We start from the raw sequence: 22,657 nt of genomic DNA, 5'->3' as shown, positions 1-22,657 counted from the left end.
AAGAAGGTTAAAAAAGCTTCAGCCGTAGTAGACCTTGGCGTCGAGCTGGTAGTCCGCCCAGCCGTATGTGCTGTAGGCGTAGACGAGGAAGTACCAGGTTCCGGGGGCGGGGTTGGTGTACTCGACGTGCTCGTAGCTGTTTGAGCTCTCGGAGCGGTCGACGAGGTTCTGGTTCGGGTCGTAGAGGTAGAGGTCAAGGTCGTGGTAGCTCGTGTCAAAAGTTAGGTCTCCTGTTATCTTGGTGGCGCCGCTGTTGACGGTCATGGTGAATGTGTCAGAGGTGTCGTAGTAGTCGTGGACGTAGCCGGTGAAGGTCTTCTCGTCAACGATCGGCTGGCTTCCTCCGCTACCGCCGTTATCCCCTCCGTTGTCCCCGCCACTACTCGGCTGACCGAGGCTTCCATCACTGACGACGTCGACCTGGTAGTTGGCACTGCCGCTGTAGCTGACGACCTTTATAGTCCAGATTCCGGCCGTGGGGTTGTAGTAGCCGACCTTTTCGAAGCCGTAGTAGGCTGTGTAGGAATAGTCAACCTGGTTGCCGTTCGGGTCGTAGAGGTAGAGGTCAAGGTCGCTCTTGCTGTTGTCCCAGTAGAGCGTAGCCGTAACGAAGGAGGCGCCGCTTATCGTGAACTGGTGGCTCTCCTGGCCCTTGTCGGAGACGTAGCCTGTGAAGGTAAGCTTGGCGTAGCTGTCATAGTGGGCAGCCTTGTAGGCGTTTACCCTACCGGCACCGTAGGCGATGTCGGCTATCTCATCGGGCTTGACTATGTCAGCGGTCTCAATTAGGGCTTTCTTAACCTGGTCAGGGGTCCAGCTCGGGTGAGCCTGGAGGATTAGTGCCGAAATTCCAGCGACGTGCGGCGTTGCCATGCTTGTTCCCGGGGCGGCAACGTAGTAGTCGCCGATGGTGACGTCGGTGAGCTGGGTTCCGCTGGCCCTAGCCGCGATAATCCAGTTGCCTGGGGCAACAACTTCCGGCTTGAGCCTGCCGTCGGCCGTCGGTCCCCTGCTGGAGAAGTCTGTTATAACATCGTTCTTGTCAACGGCACCGACGGTGATAACCTTGCTGGCGGCGGCCGGAGAACCGACGGTGTACTTGTCGGGCCCGCTGTTTCCTGCTGCAACGCAGACGACTATGCCAGCGTCCCAGGCGTTGTTAACGGCCTGGCTGAGGGAGTCCGTTCCATCGGAGCTCTGGCTCGAGCCGAGGGAGAGGTTGATGATCCTGATGTTGTACTTGTCCTTGTTCTGAACCGCCCAGTCAACGCCGGCTATGATGTCCGAGATGCTGCCGCTTCCCTCTCCGCTGAGAACCTTTATGCCGACAAGCTTGGCTCCAGGGGCCATACCCTTGTACTTGCCGTTGCTGGCGGCACCGGTTCCGGCAGCTATGCTGGCGACGTGGGTTCCATGGCCGTTGTCGTCGTAGGGAGTGGTTTTACCGTTGACGAAGTCCTTCCACCCGATGACCTTGCCCTGGAGGTCTGGATGAGAGGCGTCGATTCCGGTGTCTATTATACCGATGGTGATTCCCGAACCGTCGTATCCGAGGTTCCACATGTTGGTGGCCATGACTTGAGCGGCCGACTCGTCGAGGCCCTCGGTGTCAACGGCCACCTTAACCTTGTAGTCCTCCTGGACAAACTGAATACCAGAAATCAATGAATCTCCAAACCCGGATATCCTCAGGAGTTCCTCGGCAGGCATCCTCACTGCCAGTGCCGGGATCACCCTGTAGTTGTACTTCACCTTGATTCCCATGGATTTGAGTTGCCTCAGGGCCCTGTTCTTTGAACCCTGGTCGTGGAACATTAAGATAACACTGACCTCCTGGTCCGAGTTTATGCTCTGTATCTTCTTGAAGAGGCTAGGGCTTAGGAGGCCGTAGTCCTTGGGGCCAACTGCACTGTAAGCCCTGCCGGGATTCGGCGCAGCCGCGGCCGTTCCCACCATCAGCCCAACCAACAGGAGGGCAAGTACTACCACTGTCTTCTTCATTCCACTTCACCTACGTTCAATTATGTTCATCCGGGATAGTACTCCCGTCATCTCAAGCCAAAAGTGAGCACTGTCACAGTTATAAAATTTTCGTGCTATCTTGGAATTAACACCACCAACTGCAACATACTCAACATATCGGTTTCACAGGGATATCCTGCCGTGCATCTTTAGGAATAGAACGCGCTTTTTAGATGCTTCATCCGTACTTTAATGAAAATTTTTCGCGTGATGCATCACATCAAAAATCTGGTTCGGTGACTTTAAATATCGGCCGGAGAATTAGTTCGAATTTAGAACCAAACGTTGGGATGATTCCGGTTCGGACGCATTAAAATGGGCCATCGTGACTCAGATCTCCATAGTAATGCAGTCCTGCGGGACCCTCTCGACTATCCTCACGTTCTTCCCGGCCCTGTAAATCCTCAGCCCTTTCCTCCTAAGGCAGTCGGCGTTTATCACGAGAAGAACCACGTCCCTCCCGTGCCTCCTGCCCGTTTCTAGGGCCTCGTCTTTGCTCGTACTCAGGTGGACGAACTGCCTTTTCATAGGTTTCAGGCCTTCCCGGAGAATAGAGGGCAGGTTCCTCCTCGGCGTCCCGTGGTACAGAAAGCGACTCTCCGTGTCCTCCTCGTGGTTCAAGCTCACCGGAAAGCTGTGGCCGTAGCGGGCGCGGATTTTATCGCCCCTGATCTCGTAGCGGCCCTTTGGGTCGTTCGCAACGATCTCGCGCACGAAGTCCTCTCCAACGCCTGGATAGACTGTTCTGAGAGCATTCACGAGCTCACCGAGGGGAACGAAGCCCTCCATGTCCGGTTTTAGCCCGAACTCCTCCGGCGAGTGCCTCAGGATGTAGGCCATCAGCTTGCTGACCCTTGTCCTCGTTGGTCGCCCCATGGTGGAAAATTGGGGAGAAAGGCTAAAAAGCTCACGGGAGCTCCACCAGCGCCCACACGGGCCTGTGGTCGGAAACTTCCACATCACAGAGGCAGCCGTAGTCCTTCACTTCCGCAGGCCAGCCCTTTCTGAGCAGGATGTAGTCTATGTTCTCCTCGTCTCTAACCCCGTTGCGCTCCCAGAGGAACGTGTAGGGTGGCCTCTCCTCGAAGGCATCGCGGTAGTCGCGCGTGAGTATCTCTATGGCCTTCTCCTCAGGCTCTGCGTTGGTGTCGCCTGCTATGATCTGGGCCGTTGGGGAAGCCTCGGCGAACTTTATCAGCTCCTCCGCCTGCATCGCGCGCTCTTCCTCGCTCAGCCCCATGTGGACGTTGACGAGGGTAATTCCGAGCTCCTCTATCGAGACCTTCTGGGCCGGCCTCGCCTGGCCGACGCTCTCGAGGTTCAGCTCGCCTTCAGTCCTCATGTGCCAGTGGGAGAAGACCGCTATGCCGTAGGTGCCCTCAGCGGCAGGCTTGTACTCGTAGGCATAGCCGAGGTGAGCTGAGATCAGGAGCGGCACGTCCTGGTAGCCGTTCCCTATCATCCCCCCGACGACCTCCTGAGCCGCCCAGATGTCGGGTTTCTGCTCTTTGAGGAGGTTGACAAGCTCGTAGCCGTTGAAGGTTCCGTCGTAGGGCCCGAAGCCTTGGTGGACGTTGTACGTCCAGATCAGGACTTCCTTCTTCGCCGGCTCATAGGTCGGGCCCGCGTTGAAGAGCGCCAGCACTATAACGGCCGCCACCGCGAGACCCACCAGGGAACCGGCAATCTCCTTGGGACTTGGAAGCTTGGTCTTGGGGTTCTTCCCGTAGGCGCTCAGGGCGTATATCACCGCCGCCGCGAGGATCAGCGCCTCGAGCCTGTCCTCCATGAAGGCCAGACCGATGTCCCTGCCCACGTAGGCGCCTATGCCGAGCGTGGCGGTCAAGAAGAGGTAGACCGCCCCGATGACGCCGCCCCTGCTGCCCTTTGCGCCCTCAACGAGGGCTATGGCAGAGGCGAGGGCCAAGGGGAGACCGACCAGTCCGGCCGGCTTCACGAAGAGCGAGGCCAAACCGAGGATCAGGAGGACTGCAGCCAGTTCCGGTTTCTTCGAGAGGTACGGGCCAAGCAGAATCGCAAGAGCCACCACGAAGGAGAAGCCGATGAACTGGGGGAGGTAGTAGACGTTAAAGCCAGAGTAGCGCATGATGGCGTTCGGGTATATGAGGCCCAGCTCAAGCAACGCCGCGAAGGCGTAGAGGCCGAAGCCGGGCTTCTTCAGCGTCCCGGGTTCCCTCCGGAGGGCGTAGGCCCCGAGGAGGAGCAGCAGTGCGAGGATAACCCTAGTGTACGGGAAGTCAATGGGTTCGCCGCCAACGGCCAGGACGCGGAGGCCCAGGTCTGCAACGAGGCCCATCGCGAGGTACTTGACGTCGAGCTCCTTAACGAGTGCAAGAGCTACGGGAAGGGCGAAGGCAGCGATGAGGTGTGTGTATTCGGTTGCATCCGTGATGAGCACAGCCACCGCGTAGGCGGCCATTACCAGTGCACCGGCCTTCCTGCTCATCCGCCCGACGAGAAAGGCCGCTATGATGAAGAGCAGTATCCCGATTCCAGACGGGAAGTTCATTCCGTAGAAGAACGTCTTTTCGAGGCTTGAGTAGGCACCGGCAACGAAGACCCTCAGCGATGAGGCCAGAAGGACACCGGTTCCAAGTCCGAGCAGGATCCTATCCCTCTCTTCGACCTTCATGTCATCACCTGAAACTCAAGTTGTCGGGAGAACACTTAAACTTTGTTGGTGTTTCAACAGCATAAGGAGAGAAAAGAAACTCAGCGGAACCTCCTGAGGGCCATCTCGGCCGCAACGCTTATCGGGTCAATCGTCGGGCTTATCGGTGGAGCGTAGGCGGTCTCGAGGTAGACGACGTCCTCCACCGTTGCTCCCTTCTGCGCCAGAGCGGAGAGCGTCATTATCCTGCCCCAGACCCGCTCGCCGCCGACTATCTGTGCCCCGATGAGCTTCCTGTCGGACTTCCTGAAGATTAGCTTTACTGTTATTGGCTTTCCGCCCGGATAATACTCGGGCTTGGTCGAGCCCTTGAACTTGCCGACGGCTATTTCGATGCCCTCCTTCTTCGCCCTCTCCTCAGTGATTCCGAAGGTGCCTATCTCGAGGCCGAAGAGTTCAGTTATTGCCGTGTTGAAGACGGGCCTAAACGATACGTCCTTGCCCGCTATGTGCTCGGCCGCGACTTTGGCCATCCTGACCGCACTCGTCCCGAGCTGGCTGAGCGTTCTCTGCCCGGTGACTGCATCAACCACCTCTGCGCAGTCGCCTATCGCGTAAATATCTGGATCGCTCGTCTGGAGGTGCTCGTTTACAACTATTCCCCTGTTGACCTCGAGGCCGGCCTTCTTGGCGAGGTCAACATTGGCCCTGACGCCGGTGGCGACGAGAACCAAATCGGCGGGAACTTCCTCGTCGCCTATCTTGACGGCCTTAACGGGGCTTCCAACTATTTCGCTGACTCCCTCATTGAAGCGGAAGGAAACGCTGTGCTTTTCCATCTCTGCCTGGACGAGCTTTGCAGTATCCTTGTCCAGCATCGTCGGCATTAGGCGATCCATCAGCTCGACGACGAGAACCTCAATGCTGAGCTTCGCGAATGCCTCGGCCCCTTCGAGGCCTATTAAGCCGGCGCCGATGACGACGGCCTTCTCCGGCTTCCTCTCGGCGATGTAAGCCTTTATTTTCCTCACGTCGTCGAGGCTCTTGAGGGTGAAGACGCCTTCGTTCTCAACGCCCTTTATCGGCGGAACGAAGGCCTTGGAGCCGACCGCTAGGACGAGCTTGTCGTAGGGGACTTCTCCCTTATCGGTGACCACTACCTTCCTCTCGCGGTCGATTGATTGGACCTCGGTGCCGAGCATGAGGTTTATCCTCTGCTTCTCGTAGAACTCGTTCGGGAAGACGATGACATCTTCAGGCTTCTCGATCGTGCCGCTTATCACGTGGGGCAGGGCGCATGGGGAGTACTGCATCGTGGGTTCCTTCCCTATGACGGTTATTTCGGCCTTCCTATCGAGCTTGCGCATGAAGAGTGCGAAGTTGCTTCCCGCTGTTCCAGAACCGACGACCACGATTTTCATGGACACCACCGGAGGGAGAAGGGGGAGGAGGTATAAAAGGATTGAGATCGCCTCTGTAGAATGCGTAATGCATAAAAATTTCAACCTAACAATCAAATGTGATATGCGATGGAACAAAGAGATTTGATTGATATTTCGGATGAGTTATTAAAGGAAGCTAGAGCTGACCTTGAATTGGCTAAGATGGTTTTATATAGCCTCGAAAGTACCTCATCTTCAATGTCGGATAAAATAAAGAAGAGAATAATTTACTCTCTTCAACAGGCCTCTGAAAAGGCACTAAAGGCTTACTTTATGTCCACTTTTGTTGGGGCCATGGTGAGTTTTTCCAGTCTTATTGATGAGCGGAATGACCGGAAAAGAGGCTATGGTAGATGTATTTCGTTAATAAAGAGAGCCAAGAATTATACCAAACCGCGAGCATTCGGGCATAATTTTTCAGGATTTTTTAATTATATGAATGAAGTTTTTCGGGAATTTAATAATGGAAAAATGGGGGAATATCTTGCCCTGCTATTTGAGAGAGTTGCCGAGAATATTGAACATCTAATGAGTCGAAATTCTAATGCAACAATTGAAGAAAAAGAGTTCATAACAGAATCACTTAAATTAATTGCGTCGATATTTAGAGAGAGTAGTGTGGACGAGAACTCAACCACTAATAGAGAAAGACCACCTACAATCATCCAATCTAGCTCAGATAAATCCTTAAAGAGCCCCAAATATCCATGTATAAGAATGACCTCCGAAAAATACCTAGCCTTATCAACGAAACTCGAAAATGGGTTAGAAGACTTAAAAGGAGAGATAGCTCTATCTACAAAAGAATTAGAGGAAATAACCGGGATTACATTCCCAGAGAGTCTTTCTAACCTGAATCTTGATCAAATGCTTCAAATTGTAATGGATCTAATAAAGCCTATATTTGTAATCCCGTTGCACCTATGTTTGACCAAGTATGAGAGTTCAAGTAGATACCCTTCAGGTTTGAATATCCCAGAAGAAGATTTAGATCCGAGTTCTATAACTTTGGCTATTGACGTATTAGGAGACTTACTAGAGACCATGTCACGACAGAGGAAAGAATAAAAAACTCTTAAGGCTCCACAACAGTTCCGTGGTGCTTGCCCCTCACCACATCGAAGAGGTGGTAGGCATCCTCCTTGCCGACGATGTAGGTCCTTATCCTGCCCCGCTGGATGAACTTCGCAGCCAGGGCATCGACGACGCCGCTTCCGCCCGCTTTGCTCTCTGCCTCCATCGCTATCTCCACGAGCTGCTCCGGAGTTATCCTCTCGAGCTTCCTCGCGTCCGGGTTCTTCCTAGGGTCGCTGTCGTAGACGCCGTCCACGTTCGTGACAACCACGAGAAGGTCGGCCTGGAGGTACTCCGCGAGGAGCGCTGCAACGGCGTCAGTCGTGTGACCCGGATGCGTTCCGCCCATTATCGGTATCTTCTTGAGCTGGATGACCTCCCAGGCCTTACGGAAGTCCTGGATTATGAACGGGTATGCCTTCTCGCCGAGGGCAGCGATGAGGAGCATCGCGTTGGCGCGCGTGATGTGTATGCCGATGTAGTCCTTGAAGGTCTCGTTGGGCGTGAACTCCTTCGCGGCCCTGATGTACTTCCTCGACACCCTTCCGCCGCCGACGACGACGGCCACCTCGTGATCCTCGCTTATCTTGACGAGCTCGTACGCTATCGCCTTGATAAAATCGATGTCTGGATCGTCCGGAACGAGAACTGAACCGCCTATATCAAAGACTATTCTCATGATGACCCTCACGGTGCTAATCGAAGCCCCTTTATAACCTTTTTCTTGCCGCAGGGGTGGCAAAAATTGGGGGTAAAAGGAAGGCCTCACCCTATCTGGAATGCGCTCGTGCGGAGCTCGCAGCGCTCGAAGCGATAGGGGTCGTACCACTCCCAGTCGAGCGAAACCTTTGAGCGGCCTTTGGCCATAAGCTCCGCCATCGCCTGGGCAACGGCCGGCGCCATCATGAAGCCGTGACCGCTGAAGCCCGCCGCGATGTAGAAGTTGTCGAGGAGCTTCCCGATGGCGGGATTGCTGTCCGGGGTCTTCGCGTAGAAGCCGGCCCACTGGCGGACGATGTGAGCATAACGGAGCGGAGGCGCTATCATCGTTGCGTAGCGGAGGACGCCCCTGAGGAAGTCGTAAGTCGGCTCGTAGTCGTCGAGGCTCCTGGCTCTGTGCTCTATCCCGGCACCGCAGATTATTCCGCCGTCCTCGCCGTCCTGGATTATGTAGGCGTCATTCCAGCCCGGCGGGCAGACCAGCGGCTCCGCCTGGCCGGGTTCGAGCGGTTCCGTCTTGACGAGCTGGTGCTTGTAGGCGGTTATAGGCACGAGGTCGCGCTTCAAACCGGCCATCTCGTTGATGAGCGGCGCCCAGGCGTTGGCCGCGTTGAGGACGGCGTCGACCTTAACGCTCTCGACCTTCCCGTTGCTACGATACTTCACTGCGGTTATCACATCCCCCTCACGTTCGAAGCCGACAACTTCAGTGTGCTCCCTCGCGTCGACGCCGAGTTCCCTTGCCCGGAAGAGGTAGGCGAAGAGAGTCTTGAAGGGGTTCGCCTTGCCGTCCTTGGGGTTCCACGCTCCAGCTAAGAAGGGCTCGGTGTTGAGGATCGGGACTATCTCCTTCGCTTCATCCATATCGATCAGCCTCGTCGGGACGCCGAACTTGTTCTGGAGCTTTATGTTGTTCCTGAACCCCTCGACTTCCTCCTCGCTCGTCGCAAGGAACAGATAGCCGGTCTGTTTGAAGTTTATGTCGAAGCCGAGCTCCTCCTCAAGCTTTTCCCAGCGCTCGACCGAGTGCTTCATGAGCCTTATGTTGGCCTCGTCCGTGAACTGGGCGCGGATTCCGGTGGCGCAGCGGAAGGTGGAGCCGGAGCCGAAGTAGCTCTTCTCGAAGAGGATGACCTCCTCTCCCAGCTTTGCCAGCTCGTAGGCGGTGGCAACGCCGATTATTCCGCCGCCGATGATAGCTATTTTACTCATCGGCACCACCCACTATGACCTCTACGCGGACGGGCCTTATCGGAACCCTGGCCCGTGGAAGAGGTATCTCGTCTGGTGTCTTGCCCGTCCTCCTCGCGAGGATCGCCATCACGAGCGGTATGCACGTCCTCCCCTGGCAGGGGCCCATTCCTATGCGGAGGAGCCTCTTGATCTCCTCGATGTCCGTGACGCCAGAATCGATGAGCGCCTCGATCTCCTCGACGGTGACGTCGTTGCAGCGGCAGATGATTACCTTTCCGGACATTTCAATCACCTCTCCACCCTCACGGCCCTCACGTCCCACGCGAGCTCAATCGGCACCTCGACGATGATTATCGGCGTGTCCCCCTTCGTCTTCTCCCTCGGAACGACGGTGAGCACCTTGCCTTTTCCTACGGACTCCCCCACGCGGTTGAGGAGAACAACTTCCTCGCCCCTCTCGGGGAGCGGAAGGAGCTCGTGGGGCATCGTTATTCTCGCCTTATCCCCGACGTAGTGAACCATGAAGAAGGCCAGCCCGGGGCATATCTGGACGCAGAGGGAACAGCCGATGCACTTCTCGTAGTCGACTACCGGCAGGTCGTTCGGCGTGGGCATGCTTATCGCGTTGGTCGGGCATATCTCCCTGCAGGGGGCGCAGGGTATCTCCTGGGGGCACTCCGGGACGGCGACGGGCCTCGCCCTCAATCTCTCCTCGCTCGGCTTCGGGATTATTCTGAAAAGCTCATCGGGAGTTATGTAGCCCTCCCTGAGGTAAGCCGGAACTTCAGACATTTCCACCGACCTCCGCAAGTAGCTTCCTTATCCCCTCGGCGACGTGCCTTCCGAAGGGCCCGGAGCGGAACTCTTCAAGGTCGCGCTGGGCCCTCTCTATCTCCTCCACCCAGCTCTCCTCGGCTATTCCGAGCCGCAGGGCGGCGGCTATCCCCGCCACCTTCCCCTCGAGCATGGCGGTGGTGGCCTCCTCTATCCCCGCCGTGTCCCCGGCAACGAATATTCCCCTGACTGTGGTCTCCATCCAACTGTCGCGGACTGCGACGTGGCCGCCAAGCTCGCGGACGAACCTTATCTGGCAACCGGCCTGGTGTAGGAGCTCGATGCTCGGCCTCAGCCCAACGGCGAGGGCTATGACATCGACGTCGAAGACCTTCTCCGTCCCAGGAATAGGCCTCCAGTTCTCGTCGAGCTGGGCAACGATGGCCCTCTCTACCTTCTCCTTCCCTTCCGCGCGCAGAATCGTGTGCCTAGTGAGGATCGGCACCCCGAGGCGCCTCACCTTGGCAGCATGCACGAAGTAGCCACCCACCTTGGGCATCGCCTCCACTATCGCCTTGACCTCGACGCCCGCCTGTATGAGCTGATACGCCAGGATAAGCCCGACGTTTCCGGCACCGACTATCAAAACCCTGTCACCGGGCTTGACGCCGTAGGTGTTCATCAGCGTTTGAATCGCCCCGGCGCCGTAGATTCCCGGCAGATCGTTGTTCTCGAAGGGAATCATCTTCTCCATCGCACCGGTGGCCACTATGAGTGCCCTTCCGCGGAACTCTATCAGCTCGCGGTTCTTCCTCACACCGAGGACGAGCTTTTCATCCCCCTCCTGGAAGATACCAACGGCAGAGGTTTCAAGGAATATCTCGATGTTCTCCCTCTTTCTGGTCTCATCCTCCAGGATTTTCGCTATCTCAACGCCCCTGACCCCGGCGAACTGCTCGCGCTTTCCGAAGAACTTGTGGGTCTGCTTCACGAGCTGGCCGCCGAGTATGGGGTTCTCGTCGAGGAGAACGACGCTCGCCCTGGCATCGGCCGCGTGAATAGCTGCCATCAAACCAGCGGGCCCGCCGCCGATGACCACTATATCGGCCTTCACTACCTTCGCGTCCCTGAACTCCGGGAGCTTGGCCTCCTTCGGCAGCTTTGCCTTTCCCCTCTGGGGCTCTATTCTCATTCCGTCCTCCACGAGGGTTATGCATGTTCTGACGTTCGGTATGCCGTTTACTATCATGAGGCACGAGGAGCACTTCCCGATGGCGCAGAAGAGGCCCCTCGGACGTTTCTGGTTGTTCGAGTAGTTCAGAACCCGTATTCCAGCGGCGTGAAGTGCCGCGGCGATCGGCTCACCCTCGTGGGCGGTGATTGGTTTCCCCTTGAAGTATATCGTAACCTCCCTGCCGCGTTTAAATTTTAGAATAGGATGTTCATTAAGACGCATTGGACGTCACCTGTGAACGAGTTAGCGGCAGAACTTATGAAAATTTTTCAATCTAAAGGTGGACAACCTTTGGTTCCCGACCTACCAAAGCTTTATATATCTGGCCCGGAAACTAAAACCTGGCGGCGGGCTAGGCCGGGGGGTTCGGCGTCCCCTGTAACCGGAAACCGTCGATATGCCGGGGTCGAAGCCCGGGGGGCGGTTCCCGAAGCCGCCCGCGGAAGCCGGGGCACAACGGTGATCCCTCGTCCCGGGGGGCCGGCGGTGGAGGAGGCGGAGCTGGAGGGCTCCGCTAACCTCCTTTGCCCGCCGAACCCCGCCAGGCCCGGAAGGGAGCAGCGGTAGGCGGGACGTGCGGCGCTCCCGGGGTAGCGGGGGTGAGCGAGCCCCGGTGGAAGCGGGCGGTGGAGGGTTCCCACCCCCGGGCGCGCCCGCCGCCACTAAAGAGACCTTTTCAAGATCCTGGGCAAAAACTTAATAGTCTGGCGCTCTTTTGATATTGAGGTGTCAAAATGGCCAGCCTTGAGGTCGAGCTTTTCGGGATAAGGTTCGAGAACCCGCTCATCCTCGCGTCCGGGATAAACGACAAGGTGCCGGAGCAGTGGATAAGGGCCCACGAGGAAGGGGCGGGGGGCGTCGTGACGAAATCGATAGGAATCAAGCCGAGGAAAGGCTACGACAACCCGACCATAGTCGAGCTCCCATACGGCCTGATAAACGCGATGGGACTGCCAAACCCCGGCTGGAAGGGCTTTCTGGAGATGGTGGGGGGCTACACCTTCGACTTCCCGCTCATCGTCTCCATCTTCGGTGGCACAGCCGAGGAGTTCGCCTTTCTGGCGGAGAGGTTGAGCGACGTTGCGGATGCCTTTGAGCTGAACCTCAGCTGCCCCCACGCCAAAGGTTACGGCATGGAGATCGGCCAGAAGCTGGAGAACGTGTATGAAGTTGTCAAGGCCGTCAAAGAGGCCACTGATAAGCCGGTTATAGCAAAGCTCACACCCAACACCGACGACATAACGAAGCTCGGCTTGGCTGCTGAAAGGGCTGGAGCAGATGCCGTCTCGGCCATAAACACGCTGAAGGCGATAGCGATAGACGTCTACGCGAGGAGGCCGATACTGAGCAACAAGGTTGGAGGCTACTCCGGGCCAGGGGTTAAGCCGGTGGCTCTGAGGACCGTTTACGACCTTGCGAGAACTCTTGACATCCCAGTCATTGGAATTGGCGGCATAACCACCTGGAAAGACGCGGTCGAGTTCCTTCTCGCGGGAGCTTCCGCCCTCCAGATAGGCACGGCCGTCTTCCTCCGCGGATGGAAGGTCTTCAGGGAGATAAGCGAGGGGATTGAGAGGTACCTTGAAAGAGAAGGCTTTTCGAGCGTGAAGGACATCGTTGGCCTCGCCCTCGAGTGAGCGAAAGGGTTATCTAGTAGGAAGTCCTACTATACTGCGGTGAACTACTATGCCGCTCACGAAGGTCACGCGCAACTACCAGATAACCATTCCCGCCGAGATTCGAAAGGCACTCGGCATAAAGGAGGGCGAATATCTGGCCGTCGAGCTGAGGGGAGACGAGATAGTCATTAAAAAAGCCGAAATGGAGTGGCCGAGCCTCGACCTTGGAAGGGACTTCACACCAGAAGAAATCGAGGAGAACTCCAGAAAAGCCCTCGCGGAGGCATCCAGATGGGAAGAGTAGCGGTCGTTGATACAAACGTCCTCCTTTACTCTATCAACCGCAGCTCTAAGAGGTATGCGGAAGCAAGGGAATTGATAGACTCCCTTGATAAGGTAGTGCTACCGACAATCGTCCTTTATGAGCTCGTCTGGAACCTGGCAGCGGCAGGGGTTGCACCCAAGGAAGCAGAGAAAATCGTGTCAAAGATTCTTCTAAACGAGAAGGTTAGCCTCATCGATGACAGAAGGTACCTACTTCCGGCCTTTGACCTCTTCGGAAGCCTCGGCTTAAAACACCACAACGACTCCGTGATCCTCGCGATAGCCAAAGACGTCGGTGCCCTCGCGACCTACGACAAAAAGCTTAGAAACCGGGCTGAGAAACTTAACGTTAAACTGCTCCCGGAGGTGGTTGAATGAAGCGCGCGGTCGTTCTCTTCAGCGGTGGGCTGGACTCGACGGCCTGCCTCTACTGGGCGAAGAAGAACTACGACGAGGTGATAATGCTCACCGTCAACTACGGTAGCAACGAGGAGAAGGTTACGAACAGAGTTGCCGAGTTCTTCTCGAAAGAGCTAAACGTCCCGCTGAAGATAGTTCGCCTCGACTTCCTCGAAGAGTTCTCCAAACTGCGGGGGACGACCCTCGTGGGGGGCGAAACTCCAAAGGTTACTGGGAAAGAGCTCGATGACATGAGCGTCGCGCAGGAAACCGCAAAGAGCGTCTGGGTTCCGGCAAGAAACGTTGTTTTGATAGCCGTTGCCGCTTCTCTTCTCGATGCCCTCGGCGGCGGGGACATAATAGTGGGCTTCAACGCCGAGGAAGGGGTCACCTTCCCGGACAATACCCCCGAATTCGTGGAGAGGATGAACGAGATGCTCCGCTACGGCACGATGGCTGAGGTCAAGGTAGTTGCACCGCTCATAGACCTCGACAAGAGGGGCATAGCGAGGCTTTTGAAGGAGCTGGACGCGAAGTACGAGTACTCCAACTCCTGCTACATGCCGAAGGGCTTCACCGAGGACGGGAAGCCGATACACTGCGGCGAATGCGAGAGCTGCGTGAGGAGGCACCGCGGACTTATCGAAGGAATCGGGGAAGACAGGACTGTCTACGCTGTCGAGCCGAAGATTTGAAAACCCTACCGTGACAGGAACAGAGTACCGCAAGATTTATAAATCCGATCCAGCCTTTTATCTTTGGGCGTGGGGCGGTAGCTCAGCCTGGGAGAGCGCCGGACTGAAGATCCGGGTGTCGGGGGTTCAAATCCCCCTCGCCCCACCACTTTCTCGCAATGCGGTGGTAGTCTAGCCTGGTCTAGGACACCGGCCTTCCAAGCCGGTGACCCGGGTTCAAATCCCGGCCACCGCACCACAACAACCCTTTCTGACGAAAGCGCCGGCTGAGAGTTAAGGAGTATTTTGGAATGCTAAAAATGGGGGATTCCTTTTATCTAGCCCGGCAATTTAGGGTGAATTCCTTCATTACTGCCCTTCCCGGGAGAGTTCCTCCTTTTTGACACCCTTCGGGCGTCGGTTAGAGCTGAACTCCTTCCAAAACAAAAAACTAAATGCTGGGATTCAAGATTCAATCCAGTGTTTTTCGGTGGAATCCTCCCTCAAACTGGTGATTTAGCAGGAATCACGAACTTCGATGAAACTTTTGCCTAGCAAAAGTTTCTGTGGTGGGCCCGCGGGGATTCGAACCCCGGACCTCCACCTTGTAAGGGTGGCGTCATAACCGTCTAGACCACGGGCCCGCCCGGTGGAGGAAGAGAGGGGAAGGATATAAAGCTTTCGCTAAACATCCCTGAGGATCTCCTCGGGGGCACCGGCGAACTCCACCAGATACTCAGCCTCCACTATGTGGAGCCTGCCGGGAACAATGAGAACGTGCGGCTGTCTGCCGAAGTCCTCCTTGATGAGATCCCTAACGTAGCCCGCCCTGAGCGTTGGGTTTAGGGAACCGGCCCTCGCGAGGACAACGACCAGCGTGTCCGGCGTAAAAACCCCCCCTCCCTTCATCTCCTCCACCTGAAGGAGGATCTCCATAGCTTCGTTGGCAGTCATGTAGCGGTTCTGATCGGCTTTTATGTCGAGGAACAGGAGTGTGTGAAGGCCCCTCTCCCCGTTTTCCCGTATCACATCGTAGTGACTCGTGGGGAACCAGTTCTTCTCGGGATAGGCAACGGTGGCGCTCTTCCCGAACTTGTAGATGTGTAGACCCGTTACAGCTACGGCGGAGTATATGCTCGGAGCGTGGATGACGTAGCTCTCAACCCCGGCTTTCTTCGCCCTTATCCTGAGGTCGGAGTGAGTCGTTGCCACCATCGGGTCTCCGGCGGTTAGGAAGGCCACCTCCCTCTCCTTCGCCGCCGGAAGGACTATCCTCTCGAAGTTCAGCTCGACGTCCTCCCTGCTGAGCCTCCTTATCGGCTTTCCAATGAGCTCCTCTATCCCCTCTATCGTCGTCCCGGCGAGGATGGACGTGTAGAACTCGGCAAAGACCTCGTCGCATCTCCTCGCTATCTCAAGTCCCTTAAGGGTGATGTCCTTCTCATCGTAAAGGCCGAGGCCTATGAAGTAGAGCGCCATCTCGATCACCACGCCGGCTTGGAGAGAGGCCTTAAAAAAGCTCCCCAGAAAACCGAAAAAGCAAGAAAATCAGACTATCAGCGAAACCAGATCCCTTATGGCTTTCTCTGGGTCTTTGGCCTTCGTAACGCCGCTCGCGAGGAGAACTCCGACACTTCCAAGCTCCAGGGCCTTCTTGACGTCCTCTCCAGTTGATATTCCCGCTCCTGTGAGAACCTTCACTTCGGGGTTGATCCTCTTGACTAGTTCCACCGTGTTGGTTATCACCCCTGGCTTGGCCTTGCTGACGGGAATTCCCGTCCCTATCAGCTCGGGAGGCTCAACTGCAACGTAATCGGGGCCCAAAGCAGCAACGGCAGCGCTGACAGCTGGGTTGTTTGAGCAGACCATCGTCATGAGCCCAACTTCCTCGGCCCTTCTAATGCTCGCCTCTAGATCCGCTAGAATCATCCTGTTCTCCGAGTGGTTGAGGAGCGTTCCAACCGCGCCGGCCTCTTTTACTGCCTCCGGGAGAACGTGGCCCGTGTGGCTTCCCGGCTTAATCGGGTCAATGTGCTGTGCAAAGACCGGGATCTCGACGCTCTCAGCTATCATCCTGAGGTCTGCCAGTTGCGGGGCTACGACTATTGTTATTCCAGTCTCCCTCCAGACTTTTTCAGCGGCCTTAGATATTTCCAGGGCCCTCTTTCCGGTTGCCTCGATGTACGTCTTAAAGTTAATCGCTATAACCGGCTCCTTGAGCTTCTCCATGAGTATCACCGGAAGTGTTATGCCCTTCCTCCTTAAACCTCTTTTGGTTCGTCATGTCCGGGCCGGGATCAACGCTTAAGGCCTGCTTTTTCGGATGAGGCCGTGTAATCACCTACACAAAAGAGTTAAGTATCGGGCGGCCCTTAGAAATAGGGGGGATGAACATGAACAAGGCTCTGCTCATAATGGCGATCATAACACTGGCGCTGTTCGGCTACGCGGTGAAGACGGCCCACCTGCCGCCGGCCAGCGTTGACTACCGCGAGGTCTTCTACATAGACAACCAGAGCGTTGTCTTCGTTGAGAAGGACGGCTGGGGCCTCTTTGAGATGGACGTGAAGCCAAAGGTCAGCGGCTTCGAGCTTAAGATAACCTTCCCCAAGGGGACGGAGTACCTGATCGAGTACAACGGGGAGCAGAAACGGGGAAGCGACGAGTTCAAAACCACCGTGAGCAAGAGCGGGACGATGTACATTCACTTCAGGGTTCCCAGCGATCTCGTTAAGTCCCTCTACTACGAGAAGGGCACCGCTCAGGTTAAGATACACCTCGAAAAGGCTCCCTTCTGGAGGGACGACTACACGCTGACCCTAGCCCCGAGAAAGTCCAAGTGATCTCCTTTCGTCTCCTCCCAATTTCTCCCGGAGTTTCTCTACGGTTTCCCTCTCCTTTACGACCCTCAGGTCAAGCCCTATCTCCCTGGCGTAGTTGAGAACCCAGCCCGGGTTGGAGTTGAAGTTCGAGACGACCCAGAGCTCTGGAAAACCTGCCCGGTGGGCCTTGACGACGTCGTAGAGCAGCCTCTGAGGGAACCACTTGAAGGACGCCTCCAGCTCAATCGCGAGGAGCTTTTTCTCCCCGTCGAGGACGGCTATATCTATCCGCGTGCCATCAGTGGTTCGGTATTCGGAGACGGCTTTTAGGCCGAGCTCTCCCGCCAGGGAGATTATTTCCCGTGTTAGTGTTTTGACTTTGATGGAAAACACCCCAGAAAAGAGAATAGGAATCAGCCGAGGCTCTTCTTAACCTCGGCTATCGCTTCCTCGGCCTTGAGCGGGTTCTTTATCCTGCCCTGCGCTAATTCTTTCCTTCCGCCGCCGCCACCGCCGGCGACGCCCGTTACGACCTTCGCCAGCTCACCGGCCTTGAGGTCGAGGCCGTCTCCAACGGCAACGACGAAGTGGCCCTCCCTGGTGATGAGGACTACCACGCGCTTATCCTTCCTGAGCTTGTTGGCAGCCTCGCGGAGGTCGTCTATCGTCCCCTCGACGACTTTACCTATGAACTCGACGTCGCCGACCCTCTCGACCTCGCTCTCGAGCTCGTAGACGAGGAGCTTTGCGAGTTCTTTCCTCAGCTTCTCGACCTCCTTCCTGGCCTGCTTCCACTCGTTGAAGAACCTCTCCGCCGTCTCGGGCACCTTCTCCGGAGGAACACGGAAGACCTCGCTCGTTCTCTTGAGTATCCTCTCGGTCTCCTGCATCCAGTTTATAGCTGCCTCTCCTGCGGCGAAAACAATGCGCTCAACGCCGTCCTGTATGCGCTCCGTCCTCAGTATCTTTATCGGGCCGATTAGGCCGGTGTTAGGCAGGTGCGTTCCACCGCAGGCCTGGACGTCCCAGTCCTCTATCTTCAGCACGCGGATGACCCTTCCCGGAACGACTCCACCCTGGTAGAGCCTGAAGCCGTACTTCATCTCTGCCTCGGTCCTCGGCAGCCACTCCCAGGTGACCTTCCTGTTCTCCATGACTATCCTGTTGGCGAGGCGCTCTATCTCGCGGAGCTCCTCCTCGCTGACGCGCTTGTAGTGGCTTATATCAAGCCTGGCCCAGTCGGTGTGGAGCTGGCTTCCCGCCTGCCAGACGTGCTTTCCGAGAACCCTGACGAGTGCGCCCATGAGAACGTGCGTTCCGGTGTGGTGGCGCATGTGCTGGATTCTCCTGTCCCAGTCGAGCCTTCCGTGAACCTTGGCCCCCTCCTTGAAGAGCTCGGGCCTCTCGACCCTGTGGAGGATGACCTTTCCGACCTTCTGGACGTTGGTTACCTCGACTTCCTCACCGTCAACGCTCAAAACGCCGGTATCGTACGGCTGACCGCCACCCTCGGGGTAGAAGGCCGTCTGGTTGAGGACGACCCAGTCGTCTATAACCTTGAGAACCTCCGCATCGAACTCCTTCATGAAGGGGTCTTCGTAATAGAGCGTCCTGGTGTCCGGAAGGTCCTTAACGAGCTCGAAGTCGACGACGTACTCTCCAGCCGTCTTCTTCTCGGTCTTCTCGGCCTCCTTGGCGACGAGAGTGTAGAAGTTGTCCGGTATCTCGACCTTTACTCCCTCTTTCTGCGCCACTTCCGCCACTATCTCCGGCGTCAGTCCGTGGCTCTCGTAGAAGAGGATGAGCTTTTCGAGCGGTATCTCGTTGATGCCCTTCTTCTTGAGCTTCGCTATTTCGCGCTTCACGAGGTCGCTTCCCCTCTTCAGCGTCTCCTGGTAGCGCTTCTCCTCGACGTTGATTATGTCGAGGATCACATCCTCCATCTCCCTGAACTCGGGGTAGGTCGGCGAGAGCTCCTTTATGTGCATGGCGACGATCTCAGCGAGCGGAACCTCGAGGCCGAGCTCGCGGAGGTGCCTTATGCTCTTCCTTATGAGCAGCCTCGCCAGGTAGCCGGCCTTGACGTTGGAGGGTATGACTCCATCGGCGAGCATGAAGGTCAAAGCTTTAGTGTGGTCTGCTATCGCGTAGATGAGCTCGTAGGGCCTCACCGCTTTCTCGAGCTCTTCGACGGTTATGCCCACCTTGCCCGCGACCTGCTCCCTCAGATAGCGAAGGTCGCCCATGTCCTCGATGTCGAACATTCCAGCTAATCTGGAGTTCTCCATGAGTATTCTCTCGTCTATCTTCTCTACCCCGGCCATCTTCTTCAGCGGCTCGACGACGTAGCCGAGAACCGCGTCGTAGGCCGTTGGCGTCCCGTGGCTCATCCAGACGAGCCTCTCCAAGCCGTAGCCGGTGTCAACGACCTTCGTCTCCATCGGGACGTAGAAGTCGCCCTTTATCTCAACCACCTGGCTCGGGTCGGCGTTCTCGGGGGCCTTCTTGTACTGCATGAAAACGAGCGTTGCCACTTCCAGACCGCGGTAGAGCACCTCGAAGGCCGGCCCCGCGTTCCCTCCGCCGGCCCACGGGTTCTCCTTGAAGGTTATGTCCTCGGCCTTCATCTTCAGCTCCTTGGTGAAGAACTCGAAGGCAAGCTCGACAGTCTCGTCCATCCAGTAGATCGGCCTGCCCGGGTAGTTGAAGGCGTGGTGGGCCATCATCTCGAATATCGTGAAGTGCCTGCCGGTTATTCCGACGTTGTCGATGTCCGTAAAGCGAATCGAGGGCTGGCTTATCGTGAGCGGGTTCGCGGGCGGGTCTGCCTCGCCGCTTATAACCCAGGGCTGGAAGTCCATGATTGAAGCGCCGACGAGTAAAACATCGTCTCTCCACCTCGGCAGAACCGGGAAGCGCTTAACCCTTCCGTGGCCGTGCTTCTCGAAGAAGCTTAGGAACTTCTCGCGCATCTCGTCGAGGGTGTACTTCTTCGGTATGCCGGGCTTTCCGATGAAGGAGTACTCGTCACACGGCGGGTCGCCGCAGGTCTCCCTATCTGGGTCGAGCGTCCAGAAGAACTTGCCGCACTTCGGGCACTGCTTCCTAATCCAGCCTTCCTCCTTAAACATCCTGGTGGTCATGTCCATGCTCATAATCCTCACCTCACTTTAGCTAACCCAAGAAGAGTTCAGCACTAATTAAGGTTTCTGGTTGTCTTTAAGATCGGGGCGTAGATCAATGTCGACGTCCTCGAACTCCTCCTCGTCGATCAACACTAGGGGAACCTTCAGCTTTTTGAGGAGCTCGACGATGAGCCTCTCCCTGCGCTCCAGCGTTTCCACCTTATGCCTCAGGCTGGTGTTCTCTATGCTCAGGCTCGTTACCTCCTCGGTCTTCTTTCTTAGCTGCATCCTGAGCTCGATTATCTCCTCCTCCAGCTCCCTCACGGAGAGCTCAAGCCTCTCGATCTCCTCGATGTACTCCCGACAGAGGCGCTCCTTTATCATCCCGGTCAGCCCCGCGAAACCTCCTCACCGCTCAGGGGGCTCCAGACTCATCATCCCTACGGCACAAAGGGTTTTAACGGTTGCCTCTTATAAAAGCTGGTGGTCGAGATGCGCGGGCTTCTGAGGAGGGCTTTCCATAGGTGGCGCTCCCGGTGTCCCTTCGTGAGGCGAATTGAGGGGTGGAGGATGAGGAGAAGGGTAAAGGAGTTCAGGTTGGAGCGGAGGGATTAGGGAGCCAGGAGCTTCAGAACCTCCTCCACAACCCTCTCCTTCTCCACCGCCCTCTGTTCTCCGGTTTCCATATCCCTTACCGTTACCCTGCCCTCGGCCAGATCCCTCTTTCCGATGAGGACGACGTACGGCACGCCGAGCCTTCCGGCGTAGTCGAGGGCCTTGCCTATCTTCCTGCCCGTGAGCTCAACGTCGGCCTTAACGCCGGCCCTCCTCAGTGCTGCAACGACCCCGACGGCGGCTTTTTTGACCTCCGTGTCCTTTCCGATGGGGATGACGTAAACGTCCGGCCTGAGCTTCGGCTCCGGGATGAGGCCCTTCCACTCGAGTATGGGGATGAGGCGCTCTATCCCTATGGCAAAGCCCGTGGCAGGGGTTGGCTTCCCGCCGAAGACCTCTATGAGGTTGTCGTACCTCCCTCCACCCCCAATCGAGCCGATTCCGAGGTCGTTCGGCGCTATCGCCTCGAAGACAACGCTTGTGTAGTAGTCGAAGCCCCTCGCGATTCCGAGGTCGATCCTTATCCAGTCGGAGACACCGTAGGAACCTAACAGGTCAACCAGCTCGTAGAGTTTGGCTATCTCCGCCTTGGCCTCATCGCTCGTGAACAGCCCCTCCGCCTTCGGGAGAACCTCGTCGGGTTTGCCTTTGATCTCGATGAGCGCGAGAACCTTCTCAACGCCCTCTTCACCAAGCCCGAACTCCCTGAGCGCCCCAATAAAGTCCTCCCTGCTCATCTTGTCCTTCTTGTCTATGAGCCTCATGAGCCCGATGTCATCCTCAACGCCGAGCATCCTCGCGAACTCGTCGAGCAGAATCCTGTCGCCGATGTTGACGGTGAAGTCCTCAAGACCGGTCGCGAGGTAGCTCTCGACGAAGAGCGCTATTACCTCGGCGTCGGCCTCGACCCTGTCGCTCCCGAGGAGCTCAACGCCCGCCTGCCAGAACTCCCTATAGCGGCCGCTCTGGGGCTCCTCGTAGCGGAACATATTCGCGATATAGTACCACTTTATCGGCTTCGGGGCGTTCTGGAAGGAGTTGACGTACAGGCGAGCGACGCTCGAGGTCATGTCCGGCCTGAGCGAGAGGTTCCTCCCCCCTTTGTCCTCGAAGGCGTAGAGCTGCTCAACCACTTCTTCGCCGCTCCTCAGCTGGAAGAGCGCCGTGTACTCAAAGGTCGGCGTGAGGACCTCGTGAAAGTTATAGCGCTCGAAGACCTCCCTTATTCTCTCGAAAACCCATCTCCTCTTCGCCATCTCCTCTGGCAGGAGGTCTCGCGTTCCCTTGACCTTCTCGAGCCTTTTCATCCTCAACCCTCCTCTCCGGGAGAAAAGCGGAAGGGGTTAAAAGGTTAGCCCAGGGCTACGCGCTCGACGTCATGAGCAGGTAGATACCAACGACGCCCTCGACCATCATCTGCGCCCCGATGGCCATTATGAAGAGGCCTATTATCCTTATCGTCACGCTCAGGAAGGTCTTGTTTACGGACTTCATCATGTAGAGGGCCACGAACATGGAGAGCGCAACGAGGGCTATCGCTATGGCAGTGGCTGAGAGTGAAACCGTGTAGCCGTACTCGGCGGTTAGGGTTATGACCGCTGTTATCGCCGCTGGGCCGGCTATAAGGGGCATCGCAACGGGAACCGCCGCCAAAGCCAGTATGTCCCTTTCCCTCTTGAGGGTGAACATTCCGCCGCTCTCGAGTGCCTCCAGACCTATCTTGAAGAGCACGAAGCCGCCGGCAACTTTCAGGGCGCTTATGTCGATGTGGAATATCTCCTGCAGGATTATCTGGCCGGCAACAGCGAAGCTGGCCAGCAGGATGAAGCCTATCAGGTTGGCCCTCACTATGAGCGCCTTTATGTCCGCTATCTCGAAGTCCTCGCGCAGGAAGGTGACCAGGAGTATCTTGTCGCTTGGGTCTATCATTATCAGCATCAGCAGTGCCGAACTCAGTATTGTCGCCAGATCGCTCATGCTGGGAGCT

Annotated in this window: 23 protein-coding genes, 3 tRNA genes and 1 other RNA gene; 10 read left to right on the top strand and 17 right to left on the bottom strand. The window is 56.8% G+C overall.

The features are described from left to right. Positions 1-18: 18 nt before the first annotated feature. The 4 genes from ACZ5AM_RS00835 to ACZ5AM_RS00820 all read right to left on the bottom strand — a co-directional run bounded on the left by ACZ5AM_RS00835 (position 19) and on the right by ACZ5AM_RS00820 (position 6,075). Positions 19-2,001: a S8 family serine peptidase gene (locus ACZ5AM_RS00835; RefSeq protein WP_464915102.1), complete on the bottom strand. Its 1,983-nt coding sequence runs from the start codon at positions 1,999-2,001 to the stop codon at positions 19-21. Between the two features lie 351 nt (positions 2,002-2,352). Then, a complete protein-coding gene (locus tag ACZ5AM_RS00830; protein WP_464915101.1) occupies positions 2,353-2,898 on the bottom strand; it encodes an RNA 2'-phosphotransferase in 546 nt (181 codons plus the stop codon). Positions 2,899-2,929: 31 nt separating this feature from the next. Next, positions 2,930-4,675 carry an endonuclease/exonuclease/phosphatase family protein gene (locus tag ACZ5AM_RS00825; RefSeq protein WP_464915100.1) on the bottom strand — a complete coding sequence of 582 codons (1,746 nt, stop codon included), beginning with the start codon at positions 4,673-4,675 and terminating at the stop codon, positions 2,930-2,932. Between the two features lie 80 nt (positions 4,676-4,755). Further along, positions 4,756-6,075: an NAD(P)/FAD-dependent oxidoreductase gene (locus ACZ5AM_RS00820; protein ID WP_464915845.1), complete on the bottom strand. Its 1,320-nt coding sequence runs from the start codon at positions 6,073-6,075 to the stop codon at positions 4,756-4,758. Positions 6,076-6,183: 108 nt separating this feature from the next. On the opposite strand from ACZ5AM_RS00820, the gene ACZ5AM_RS00815 reads away from it, so the two are divergent. After that, positions 6,184-7,164: a hypothetical protein gene (locus ACZ5AM_RS00815; RefSeq protein ID WP_464915099.1), complete on the top strand. Its 981-nt coding sequence runs from the start codon at positions 6,184-6,186 to the stop codon at positions 7,162-7,164. A 7-nt stretch (positions 7,165-7,171) separates the two neighbouring features. On the opposite strand, the gene pyrH is transcribed toward ACZ5AM_RS00815, so the two are convergent. The 5 genes from pyrH to ACZ5AM_RS00790 form a co-directional block, all read right to left on the bottom strand. Further along, positions 7,172-7,849 carry a UMP kinase gene (gene pyrH, locus ACZ5AM_RS00810; protein WP_464915844.1) on the bottom strand — a complete coding sequence of 226 codons (678 nt, stop codon included), beginning with the start codon at positions 7,847-7,849 and terminating at the stop codon, positions 7,172-7,174. An 86-nt stretch (positions 7,850-7,935) separates the two neighbouring features. Beyond that, complete coding sequence (locus tag ACZ5AM_RS00805; protein ID WP_464915098.1) at positions 7,936-9,102, bottom strand: NAD(P)/FAD-dependent oxidoreductase; 1,167 nt, start codon at positions 9,100-9,102, stop codon at positions 7,936-7,938. Beyond that, the gene (locus ACZ5AM_RS00800; RefSeq protein ID WP_464915843.1) at positions 9,095-9,367 is read right to left on the bottom strand and encodes a (2Fe-2S)-binding protein; all 273 of its coding nucleotides are present in this window, start codon (positions 9,365-9,367) and stop codon (positions 9,095-9,097) included. The genes ACZ5AM_RS00805 and ACZ5AM_RS00800 overlap by 8 nt, the downstream gene beginning before the upstream one ends. 5 nt (positions 9,368-9,372) lie before the next feature. Further along, on the bottom strand, positions 9,373-9,876 hold the full coding sequence (locus tag ACZ5AM_RS00795) for a 4Fe-4S dicluster domain-containing protein (protein WP_464915097.1): 504 nt from the start codon (positions 9,874-9,876) through the stop codon (positions 9,373-9,375). Next, positions 9,869-11,314, bottom strand: coding sequence for an FAD-dependent oxidoreductase (locus ACZ5AM_RS00790; protein WP_464915096.1), 1,446 nt, complete (start codon positions 11,312-11,314; stop codon positions 9,869-9,871). The genes ACZ5AM_RS00795 and ACZ5AM_RS00790 overlap by 8 nt, the downstream gene beginning before the upstream one ends. 123 nt (positions 11,315-11,437) lie before the next feature. Between ACZ5AM_RS00790 and ffs the strand changes: the two genes are divergently transcribed. The 7 genes from ffs to ACZ5AM_RS00755 all read left to right on the top strand — a co-directional run bounded on the left by ffs (position 11,438) and on the right by ACZ5AM_RS00755 (position 14,367). Beyond that, positions 11,438-11,751: signal recognition particle sRNA (gene ffs, locus ACZ5AM_RS00785), an RNA gene on the top strand. Between the two features lie 75 nt (positions 11,752-11,826). Then, a complete protein-coding gene (locus ACZ5AM_RS00780) occupies positions 11,827-12,729 on the top strand; it encodes a dihydroorotate dehydrogenase (protein ID WP_464915095.1) in 903 nt (300 codons plus the stop codon). A gap of 49 nt (positions 12,730-12,778) precedes the next feature. Then, positions 12,779-13,015 carry an AbrB/MazE/SpoVT family DNA-binding domain-containing protein gene (locus ACZ5AM_RS00775; RefSeq protein ID WP_464915094.1) on the top strand — a complete coding sequence of 79 codons (237 nt, stop codon included), beginning with the start codon at positions 12,779-12,781 and terminating at the stop codon, positions 13,013-13,015. Further along, on the top strand, positions 13,003-13,413 hold the full coding sequence (locus ACZ5AM_RS00770) for a PIN domain-containing protein (RefSeq protein WP_464915093.1): 411 nt from the start codon (positions 13,003-13,005) through the stop codon (positions 13,411-13,413). The genes ACZ5AM_RS00775 and ACZ5AM_RS00770 overlap by 13 nt, the downstream gene beginning before the upstream one ends. Continuing rightward, positions 13,410-14,129, top strand: a complete 720-nt coding sequence (gene queC / locus ACZ5AM_RS00765; protein WP_464915092.1) for a 7-cyano-7-deazaguanine synthase QueC — start codon at positions 13,410-13,412, stop codon at positions 14,127-14,129. The genes ACZ5AM_RS00770 and queC overlap by 4 nt, the downstream gene beginning before the upstream one ends. Before the next feature lie 71 nt (positions 14,130-14,200). Next, a tRNA-Phe gene (locus ACZ5AM_RS00760) sits at positions 14,201-14,277 on the top strand. A 12-nt stretch (positions 14,278-14,289) separates the two neighbouring features. After that, positions 14,290-14,367 (top strand) — tRNA-Gly (locus tag ACZ5AM_RS00755). 308 nt (positions 14,368-14,675) lie between these two features. On the opposite strand, the gene ACZ5AM_RS00750 is transcribed toward ACZ5AM_RS00755, so the two are convergent. The 3 genes from ACZ5AM_RS00750 to tpiA all read right to left on the bottom strand — a co-directional run bounded on the left by ACZ5AM_RS00750 (position 14,676) and on the right by tpiA (position 16,337). Next, positions 14,676-14,752: transfer RNA gene (locus ACZ5AM_RS00750), tRNA-Val, on the bottom strand. A gap of 40 nt (positions 14,753-14,792) precedes the next feature. After that, positions 14,793-15,587, bottom strand: a complete 795-nt coding sequence (dph5, locus tag ACZ5AM_RS00745) for a diphthine synthase (protein ID WP_464915842.1) — start codon at positions 15,585-15,587, stop codon at positions 14,793-14,795. A gap of 69 nt (positions 15,588-15,656) precedes the next feature. Further along, complete coding sequence (gene tpiA, locus ACZ5AM_RS00740) at positions 15,657-16,337, bottom strand: triose-phosphate isomerase (RefSeq protein ID WP_464915841.1); 681 nt, start codon at positions 16,335-16,337, stop codon at positions 15,657-15,659. A gap of 158 nt (positions 16,338-16,495) precedes the next feature. Here tpiA and ACZ5AM_RS00735 point away from each other — a divergent pair, with 158 nt between their 5' ends. Next, complete coding sequence (locus ACZ5AM_RS00735; RefSeq protein WP_464915091.1) at positions 16,496-16,951, top strand: hypothetical protein; 456 nt, start codon at positions 16,496-16,498, stop codon at positions 16,949-16,951. Here ACZ5AM_RS00735 and ACZ5AM_RS00730 read toward each other — a convergent pair. From ACZ5AM_RS00730 to ACZ5AM_RS00720, 3 genes are read right to left on the bottom strand one after another with little or no spacing between them, the layout of a single operon-like run. Continuing rightward, entirely contained in the window at positions 16,928-17,323 is a 396-nt protein-coding gene (locus ACZ5AM_RS00730) for a hypothetical protein (protein ID WP_464915090.1), read from the bottom strand. The two genes, ACZ5AM_RS00735 and ACZ5AM_RS00730, sit on opposite strands and share 24 nt — an antisense overlap. A gap of 20 nt (positions 17,324-17,343) precedes the next feature. Further along, a complete protein-coding gene (alaS, locus tag ACZ5AM_RS00725) occupies positions 17,344-20,085 on the bottom strand; it encodes an alanine--tRNA ligase (protein WP_464915089.1) in 2,742 nt (913 codons plus the stop codon). Positions 20,086-20,130: 45 nt separating this feature from the next. Continuing rightward, a complete protein-coding gene (locus tag ACZ5AM_RS00720; RefSeq protein ID WP_464915088.1) occupies positions 20,131-20,439 on the bottom strand; it encodes a hypothetical protein in 309 nt (102 codons plus the stop codon). 99 nt (positions 20,440-20,538) lie between these two features. On the opposite strand from ACZ5AM_RS00720, the gene ACZ5AM_RS00715 reads away from it, so the two are divergent. Beyond that, complete coding sequence (locus ACZ5AM_RS00715) at positions 20,539-20,670, top strand: hypothetical protein (protein WP_464916180.1); 132 nt, start codon at positions 20,539-20,541, stop codon at positions 20,668-20,670. On the opposite strand, the gene hisS is transcribed toward ACZ5AM_RS00715, so the two are convergent. Next, positions 20,667-21,977 (bottom strand): histidine--tRNA ligase, encoded by a 1,311-nt coding sequence (hisS, locus tag ACZ5AM_RS00710; RefSeq protein WP_464915087.1) that lies wholly within the window; start codon positions 21,975-21,977, stop codon positions 20,667-20,669. The genes ACZ5AM_RS00715 and hisS overlap by 4 nt on opposite strands. Positions 21,978-22,032: 55 nt before the next feature. Beyond that, entirely contained in the window at positions 22,033-22,647 is a 615-nt protein-coding gene (locus tag ACZ5AM_RS00705) for a MarC family protein (RefSeq protein ID WP_464915086.1), read from the bottom strand. Positions 22,648-22,657: the final 10 nt, after the last annotated feature.

This window comes from Thermococcus fumicolans (assembly GCF_055386755.1).
This window is presented reverse-complemented; position numbering and strand designations above follow the sequence as displayed.